The sequence below is a fragment of the Pseudomonas floridensis genome (assembly GCF_002087235.1).
Taxonomy (GTDB): Bacteria; Pseudomonadota; Gammaproteobacteria; order Pseudomonadales; family Pseudomonadaceae; genus Aquipseudomonas; species Aquipseudomonas floridensis.
Genome location: NZ_MUIO01000181.1, coordinates 1 through 8,191, shown reverse-complemented (window position 1 = coordinate 8,191; position 8,191 = coordinate 1). Strand labels below are relative to the sequence as shown.

At 59.9% G+C, this 8,191-nt stretch carries 9 protein-coding genes; 5 read left to right on the top strand and 4 right to left on the bottom strand.

Annotated elements, in window-relative coordinates; translation table 11 throughout:
- Window positions 1-74 precede the first annotated feature (74 nt).
- Window positions 75-209 (bottom strand): hypothetical protein, encoded by a 135-nt coding sequence (locus tag BZK31_RS30320; RefSeq protein ID WP_279628826.1) that lies wholly within the window; start codon window positions 207-209, stop codon window positions 75-77.
- A gap of 87 nt (window positions 210-296) precedes the next feature.
- On the opposite strand from BZK31_RS30320, the gene BZK31_RS27785 reads away from it, so the two are divergent.
- The 4 genes from BZK31_RS27785 (at window position 297) to gcvH (ending at window position 4,680) form a co-directional block, all read left to right on the top strand.
- Window positions 297-1,298, top strand: a complete 1,002-nt coding sequence (locus tag BZK31_RS27785; RefSeq protein ID WP_083186385.1) for an extracellular solute-binding protein — start codon at window positions 297-299, stop codon at window positions 1,296-1,298.
- 95 nt (window positions 1,299-1,393) lie between these two features.
- Entirely contained in the window at window positions 1,394-3,010 is a 1,617-nt protein-coding gene (locus BZK31_RS27780; protein ID WP_083186384.1) for an ABC transporter permease, read from the top strand.
- A gap of 154 nt (window positions 3,011-3,164) precedes the next feature.
- On the top strand, window positions 3,165-4,247 hold the full coding sequence (gene gcvT / locus BZK31_RS27775) for a glycine cleavage system aminomethyltransferase GcvT (protein WP_083186383.1): 1,083 nt from the start codon (window positions 3,165-3,167) through the stop codon (window positions 4,245-4,247).
- Between the two features lie 46 nt (window positions 4,248-4,293).
- The gene (gene gcvH, locus BZK31_RS27770) at window positions 4,294-4,680 is read left to right on the top strand and encodes a glycine cleavage system protein GcvH (RefSeq protein WP_083186382.1); all 387 of its coding nucleotides are present in this window, start codon (window positions 4,294-4,296) and stop codon (window positions 4,678-4,680) included.
- Window positions 4,681-4,733: 53 nt separating this feature from the next.
- Here gcvH and BZK31_RS27765 read toward each other — a convergent pair whose 3' ends face one another.
- From BZK31_RS27765 to BZK31_RS27755, 3 genes are all read right to left on the bottom strand, one after another.
- Window positions 4,734-5,054, bottom strand: coding sequence for a DUF2388 domain-containing protein (locus BZK31_RS27765; protein WP_083186381.1), 321 nt, complete (start codon window positions 5,052-5,054; stop codon window positions 4,734-4,736).
- Window positions 5,055-5,196: 142 nt separating this feature from the next.
- A complete protein-coding gene (gene tfpB / locus BZK31_RS27760) occupies window positions 5,197-6,981 on the bottom strand; it encodes a type IV pilus assembly ATPase TfpB (RefSeq protein WP_083186380.1) in 1,785 nt (594 codons plus the stop codon).
- A gap of 111 nt (window positions 6,982-7,092) precedes the next feature.
- On the bottom strand, window positions 7,093-7,440 hold the full coding sequence (locus tag BZK31_RS27755) for a hypothetical protein (RefSeq protein WP_083186379.1): 348 nt from the start codon (window positions 7,438-7,440) through the stop codon (window positions 7,093-7,095).
- Between the two features lie 127 nt (window positions 7,441-7,567).
- On the opposite strand from BZK31_RS27755, the gene BZK31_RS27750 reads away from it, so the two are divergent.
- Window positions 7,568-8,038, top strand: a complete 471-nt coding sequence (locus BZK31_RS27750; RefSeq protein WP_083186378.1) for an Lrp/AsnC family transcriptional regulator — start codon at window positions 7,568-7,570, stop codon at window positions 8,036-8,038.
- The last annotated feature ends 153 nt before the right edge of the window (window positions 8,039-8,191 follow it).

Genomic DNA, 8,191 nt, shown 5'->3' with positions numbered 1-8,191 from the left:
GTGGACAAGTCCACTCCCACAGGTTGTGCACAGCTCCACGCTACCCCATGTGGGAGCCAACTTGTCCGCGAAGGCTATATTTCAGCCGCTGGATCTTCATGACGTTCGTGAACAAAGTCAGCTCCAGGGCCGGTATTTGCGCTGACAACGCGCTGGTTCAGGGGCATAAAAGCATGTCCCAAAACCCGCATCTTGAATTTCTGCAACATCCGGTAACTCCTCCACCGTCGCGTCGATTGAGATAGCAAATGGGATTCACTACCATTTCGCCTCATTTGCGAACGCGGGACACCTTCATGCAGGCAAGCAAGCGTCTTCTGGCGGCTCTGACACTGACTTTACTGGCCAGCACCGCTCAGGCTGCCGACGAAGTGGTGGTGTACTCCTCTCGGATCGACGAGCTGATCAAACCGGTCTTTGATGCCTACACCGCCAAGACTGGCGTGAAGATCAAGTTCATCACCGACAAGGAGGCGCCGCTGATGCAGCGCATCAAGGCCGAGGGTGAGAACGCGACGGCGGACCTGCTGCTCACCGTCGATGCCGGTAACCTCTGGCAGGCCGAACAGATGGGCATTCTCCAGCCCTTCACCTCGCCGGTCATTGAAGCCAACATTCCTGCGCAATATCGCTCGTCCACTCACGGCTGGACCGGCTTGAGCCTGCGTGCGCGGACCATTGCCTACTCCACCGACCGGGTCAAACCCGCCGAATTGACCACCTATGAAGCCCTCGCGGACAAGAACTGGGAAGGCCGCCTGTGCCTGCGCACGGCCAAGAAGGTCTACAACCAGTCGCTGACCGCCACGCTGATCGAAACCCACGGCGCCGAAGCTTCCGAGAAGATCCTCAAGGGCTGGGTCAACAACCTGTCCACAGACGTTTTCTCCGACGATATCGCCGTGCTGGAAGCGATCAATGCCGGTCAATGCGATGTAGGCATCGTCAACACCTACTACTACGGCCGTTTGCACAAGCAGAACCCGGATCTGGCGGTGAGGTTGTTCTGGCCGAACCAGACCGACCGGGGCGTGCACGTCAATTTGTCCGGCATCGGCCTTACCAGACATGCACCGCACCCCGACGCCGCCAAGGCGCTGGTCGAGTGGATGACCGGTCCCGAAGCGCAAAAGATCTTCTCCAGCGTCAACCAGGAATTCCCGGCCAACCCGAACGTGGCGCCGTCCGAAGAGGTCGCGAGCTGGGGCACGTTCAAGGCCGATACCATTCCGGTCGAAGTGGCGGGCAAGCGTCAGGCAGAGGCGATTCGCATGATGGATCGTGCGGGCTGGAATTGATTTAATACGCCGCGAACGTCGCTCTGATCATCCGACGCTCCGCATGCGCAGAGCGTCGGCCTGATCACGACTCCTTCACTGACTTCGAGAAGCCCTTGGCCCATCCTGCCCAACGCCGCTGGTATCCCCTCGTTTTTGCCATCGCCGCGCTGGTGCTGTTGCCGCTGAGCGTGTTGTTGCTCTCGTGGGAAAGCATTGACCGGCAGATCTGGTCGCACCTGCTCGACACCCAGATGACCCGGCTGCTGAGCAATACCTTGATTCTGGTGGCGGGTGTCGGTGTGGGGGTGACGCTGCTGGGCGTGAGTCTGGCGTGGCTGACCAGTCTGTGCGAGTTCCCCGGGCGGCGCTGGCTGGACTGGGCGTTGATGCTGCCCTTTGCGATTCCAGCGTATGTTCTGGCCTTCGTGTTCGTCGGGCTGCTGGATTTTTCCGGGCCGGTACAAACCCTGATGCGCGAATGGTTCGGCACCGGCCTGCGCCTGCCTCGGGTGCGTTCAACCGGAGGGGTGATCGTCGTACTGGTGCTGGTGTTCTACCCTTACGTTTACCTGCTGGCGCGCACCGCGTTTCTAGCGCAGGGCAAGGGGCTGATGGAAGCGGCGCGGGTGCTCGGCCAATCACCGTTGCAAGCCTTCTGGCGTGTGGCACTGCCGATGGCGCGTCCGGCGATTGGCGCTGGCGTGGCACTGGCGCTGATGGAAACCCTGGCCGACTTTGGCGCGGTCTCGGTGTTCAATTTCGACACCTTCACCACCGCAATCTACAAGACCTGGTACGGATTCTTCAGCCTCTCTAGCGCAGCGCAACTGGCCAGCCTGCTGCTGTTGGCGGTGCTGGTCCTGCTTTACGGCGAACGGCGCGCGCGAGGCGCCAGCCGTGCGACCAACGAGCGACCGCGTGGCAAGGCGCTTTATCACCTGCGCGGCATCAAGGCGTGGATGGCCTGCGGCTGGTGCGGTCTGGTGTTCTTGTGCGCGTTCGTCGTACCCGTGCTGCAGCTGATTGTCTGGGTCTGGCAGCGGGGGCGCTTCGATCTGGATGAGCGTTACACCGGGCTGATCCTGCACACGCTCTATCTGGGCGTCATGGCGGCCGTGATCACCGTCAGCGCTGCGCTGGTGCTGGCGTTCGCCCGGCGCATGGCGCCTACGCCTGCGATCCGCTCGGGCGTAAGTCTGGCCAATCTGGGTTACGCCCTGCCGGGTTCGGTGCTGGCTGTGTCGATCATGCTGGCGTTCAGTTATCTGGATCGCGATCTGGTGATACCGCTGTCGGGCTGGTTGGGTGGTGCAGGCAAGCCACTGTTGCTGGGCAGTCTGTCGGCGTTGTTGCTGGCGTACCTGGTGCGCTTCATTGCGGTCGCGTTCGGTCCGCTGGAAAACAGCCTGTCGCGTATTCGCCCGTCATTGCCTGAAGCCGCACGCAGTCTGGGCGTCAGTGGACCAAAGTTGTTTCTCAACGTGTACCTGCCGTTGCTGGTTCCGGGAGCCTTGAGTGCGGCGTTGCTGGTGTTCGTCGATGTGCTCAAGGAAATGCCCGCAACCCTCCTGATGCGCCCGTTTGGCTGGGATACGCTGGCCGTGCGCATTTTCGAAATGACCAGCGAAGGCGAGTGGGCGCGCGCCGCGTTGCCCGCCCTGACGCTGGTCCTGGTCGGTCTGTTGCCCGTCATCGGGCTGATTCGGCGCTCGGCCCGGCAGATTAGCTAGGTGCGGGGCCTGCACCTTGCGGCTACAATGCGCCGCAATTGGTGCGGTCTGTCAGACAATTCGGTCCGCTGTCTTTGCTGCAAACTCCGATTCAACGGGGGGCTTGCCGTGATGTGTCTGCCCGCACCTTCGCCACGCCCGGAAGGAGAAACCCATGGGACAGCGTACCCCCCTTTTTGACCTGCATCTCGCACTTGGCGCGAAGATGGTCGATTTCGGTGGCTGGGACATGCCGTTGCATTATGGATCGCAGGTCGAGGAACACCATCAGGTGCGCCGCGAGTGTGGGGTCTTCGATGTCTCTCATATGAACGTGATCGATGTGGCCGGCAGTCAGGCCAAGGCCTGGCTGAGCTATTTGCTGGCTAACGACGTCGACCGGCTGAAAACACCGGGTCGTGCGCTGTACAGCGCCATGCTCGACAGCCATGGCGGGATCATCGACGACATGATCGTCTACCTCACTGACAGCGGCTATCGTCTGGTCGTCAACGCCGCCACCGGTGCCAAGGACCTGGCCTGGATGCAGTCGCGACTCGAAGGATTCGATGTGCAACTGGTCGAACGGAGCGAAATGGCGATGCTGGCCATTCAGGGGCCGCAGGCCCGTGAGAAAGTCGCCAGACTGGTGTCCAGTGCGCGTGCCGATCTCATCCGTCAGCTCAAATCTTTCGAAGGACACGACAGCGCTGACTGGTTCATTGCTCGCACCGGTTACACCGGCGAGGATGGACTGGAAATCATGCTGCCCGCCGAGCAGGCCCCGGGCTTCTTCAATGATCTGGTCGGCGCAGGTATTTCGCCGATCGGCCTGGGCGCCCGCGACACGCTGCGTCTGGAAGCGGGCATGAACCTGTATGGTCAGGACATCGACGAAAATGTATCGCCGCTGGTGTCGAACATGGCCTGGAGCATTGCCTGGGAGCCGGCCGAGCGTGATTTCATCGGGCGCGATGCGCTTGCGCGCGAGCGAGCCAATGGAATTGCCTACAAGCTGGTCGGTCTGGTACTGGAAGAGCGCGGCGTGTTAAGGGCTCATCAGGTGGTACGCATCGCAGAAATTGGCGAAGGTGAGATCACCAGTGGTAGTTTCTCTCCTACGCTAAGCAAGTCGATTGCTCTGGCACGCGTGCCGATGGCCACCGCCGACCGCGCCGAAGTGGAGATCCGCGGCAAGTGGTATCCGGTGCGGGTCGTGCAGCCAGCGTTTGTGCGTCATGGTAAAGCCCTGATCTAACCTAATCTGGCGGGTTTTCCGCTGACCCGATGTTGAGGATGACTAAATGAGCAATATTCCCGCCGAACTGCGTTTCGCCGAAAGTCATGAATGGGCGCGTCTAGAATCCGACGGTACGATTACTGTCGGTATTTCGGACCATGCACAGGAAGCACTGGGCGATGTCGTTTTCGTCGAGCTGCCGGAAGTCGGCAAAACCTTCGCTGCCGGTGAGGCGGCAGGTGTGGTCGAGTCGGTCAAGGCCGCCTCGGACATTTACTCGCCGGTTGCAGGCGACGTGATTGCGGTCAATGAAGCTTTGGGCGATGCGCCTGAAAGCCTGAACAGCGACCCTTACTCCGCATGGATCTTCAAGCTCAAGCCTGCCAGCGCTGAAGGCGATCTGGCCAAGCTGCTGGACGCTGACGGTTACAAGAGCGCCATCGGCGAGTAACGGTCGGACAAAAAAAAGCCGCTCAATCAAGCGGCATTTTTCATGGACGCAGATTACTGGTTTTCAGCAACCAGGTTCTTGTCCAGGATCGCGTTGGCCAGTTCCATGTCCGTGGCTTTCAGACCCGGATTGTCCTGACGAACCTGCTGAATGGCAGCCTCCAGGAACGGTCCACGGATGCTGCCTTCGCTGGCGACAAAACTGCCTGCATCGTCCTGTGCTGCGACGATCAGCTTGTGATCCTTGAAGGTCAGGTAAGTCGAGCCGGTAGTGGCACCCGAGGAAATCACGTTACGCCAGAAGGAGTCAGCCATCGCTGAACCCATCGGGATGGAAAGCAAGGCTACGGTGGCGACAGCAAGCTTGAGACGCATGGTGAGGTACTCCAACTGTGGTTGTTCTGACGGGTTGGATAGCCTGAGTGACCTACTAGTTCAATAAATGTACCAGCTTGTTCACTTTAGGCGCGGCGCAACTTCGCCGGCACTGTTTCCCAAGCGCTCTGGAACAGCGTTTTCAGCGCTGTTCACTTTGCGGCGTCACGCGCAATACTTCTTCAAGCGTAGTCAATCCCGCCGAGACTTTCTGCGCACCGGACAAGCGCAGGCTGCGCGTGCCTTCCTTGAAAGCCTGGCGGCGCATGGCCGTCAGGTCCAGATCGGCACTGATCAGCGATTTCACTGCGTCGGACATCACCATGATCTCGTAGACCCCGGCGCGGCCTCGGTAGCCGGTGTCGCGACATTCCACGCAACCCACTGCCTGATGCGCACCGGACGGCACGGGCGCTTGCCAGGGACGTGTCAGGGTCTGCCAGTCGCTTTCATTGAGGTTGATCGGCGCCTTACAGTGCGGGCACAGCGTGCGCACCAGACGCTGGGCCATGACGCCAAGGATGGTGGCCTTGAGCAGGTAATGCGGCACGCCGAGTTCCAGCATCCGGCTGATGGCGCTCGGCGCGTCGTTGGTGTGCAGCGTCGACAGCACAAGGTGACCGGTCAGCGCCGCCTGAATCGCCATTTCGGCCGTCTCCAAGTCGCGAATTTCGCCGATCATGATGATATCCGGGTCCTGTCGCATCAGGGCGCGCACACCGCTGGCAAACGTCAGGTCGATATTGTGTTGCACCTGCATCTGATTGAACGCAGGTTCGACCATCTCGATCGGGTCTTCGATGGTGCAGAGATTGACCTCTGAGGTCGCCAGCTTCTTGAGCGTGGTGTACAGCGTGGTGGTCTTGCCGGAGCCTGTCGGGCCGGTCACCAGAATGATGCCGTTCGGCTGCCGGGTCATTTCCTGCCAGCGGCGTAGATCGTCGCTGGAAAAGCCAAGTTGATCGAAGTCCTTGAGCAGCACTTCAGGGTCGAAAATCCGCATGACCATTTTTTCGCCGAATGCCGTGGGCAGGGTCGACAGGCGCAGTTCCACTTCGCCGCCTTCCGGCGTGGTCGTCTTGACCCGACCGTCCTGAGGCTTGCGCTTTTCCGCAACGTTCATGCGTCCCAGGCTTTTCAGGCGACTGACAATCGCCATGATCACCTGCGCCGGGAACTGATAAACGTTGTGCAGCACCCCGTCGATGCGAAAACGCACTGTGCCCTGTTCGCGACGGGGTTCGATGTGGATATCGCTGGCGCGTTGCTGGAAAGCGTACTGAAACAGCCAGTCGACGATGTTGACGATGTGCGCGTCGTTGGCGTCGGGCTCCTGATCGCTGGCGCCCAGTTTGAGCAGCTGCTCGAAGTTGCCCATGTTGCTGACTTTCTGCTCGGTGGCGCTGGCCCCGCTGACCGACTTCGCCAGCCTGAAAAACTCGACGGCGACGCGCTGAATGTCCGCCGGGTTGGCGACCACCCGCTTGATCTGCAATTTCAGCACATGAGCCAGGTCGGCTTCCCACGAGCGTACGTAAGGTTGGGCGCTGGCGATGGTCACGGATTCGCGATCGACGGCCACGGCCAGAATCTTGTGACGCTGGGCAAATGCGTAAGACATCAGCGGCGTGACCGCCGCGACATTGATCTTCAGCGGATCGATGCGCATGTACGGCTGGCCGCTGGCGTTGGCCAGCCAGGCGGTCAGGGTTTCGAGATCGAGTTTCTTGCCGGGACGCTTCAGATCATCGAACTGCTGGGCCGCCAGAAACTCGAGCGGGTGCAGTTGGATGTTCACCGCGCTGCGACGCTGGGTAACCGCGGTTTCGGCGTCATCCTGGCCGATCAGACCTTGAGCTACCAGATCACGGAGTACATCGTTCAGGTCGAGCCAGCGATCCTGTGAAGAGGGGGCCAGGGATGCCATGCACGCTCCTTGAGGCAGTTCATCATCGGAAGATGAACAAGACTAGCTGCCAAGCGTGCCAGTGTTGGGCCTTGTATGCGACCGGGAATTTCCGCATGACCTGCCGCGTACTCAGCCTGCAGCCAGCGAGACGAAGGTTTCCGGGGGCTGCAGGGATTCGAGCAGGCTCAGCTCGACCGAGCAGACGTCGATCAAATTGCGCATTTTTTCGCCAATGACACCCGCCCGGTGCCAGCTCAACCCGTCGACCTGAACATCGATGGCCAGCAACCCGTTCTGCCGGGTCGCTTCCAGATGGCTGGGCGTGAGGTTCTGCAGCGCGAACAGGTTCAGCACCTGACACAACAGCGCAGGCTCTGCCTCGGCCAGGATCTGATAACGCACACAGCAGGTCTGGCTGCTGGATGACCAGTGGTCGGAGCGGTGCGCGGGAGTGCGGACGGTTTCGAGGTTGGTCATGCTGGGCTCTCCTGTACGAGTGAGAGAAATTCTTGCATGCACAAAGTGAAATATCTGGTCTATACGCGAGCTATTTAAGTTATTTTGGACTTATTAATGTGTGACCAAGGTTTCTGGAGAATTGTTTATGTCTGTCGAGCTGGATGCCTATGATCGGAAAATCCTGGCGTTGCTTCAGGAGGACGCGTCGCTGTCCAGTTCGCAGATTGCCGAGCAGGTCGGTCTGTCGCAGTCGCCGTGCTGGCGGCGGATTCAGCGCTTGAAAGATGAGGGCGTGATTCGTCGACAGGTGTCTTTGCTGGACCGCAAGAAAATCGGCTTGAACACGCAGATATTTGCCGAGGTGAAGCTCAATGCGCATGGCCGCTCCAACTTCACGGAGTTCACCGACTCGATCCGCGGTTTTCCCGAAGTGCTGGAATGTTACGTGCTGATGGGCTCAGTCGACTTTTTGTTGCGTATCGTGACCCCGGATATCGAGGCCTACGAACGCTTTTTCTTCGAAAAACTGTCGCTGGTGCCGGGGATTCAGGAAGTGAATTCGACCGTGGCGCTGTCGGAAATCAAATCCACCACCAGCCTGCCGCTGTCGCGCTAGACCGCGCTAGACCGCGCTTTGCCGTCAGTCTTCGCGAACAAGCTCGCTCCACAGGGAAGCACGCAGATCAGATCGTGGGAGCCAACTTGTCCGCGAAGGCTATATTTCAGCCGCTGGATCTTCATAGAGAGCATCGGCCTCTTCGTGGACAAG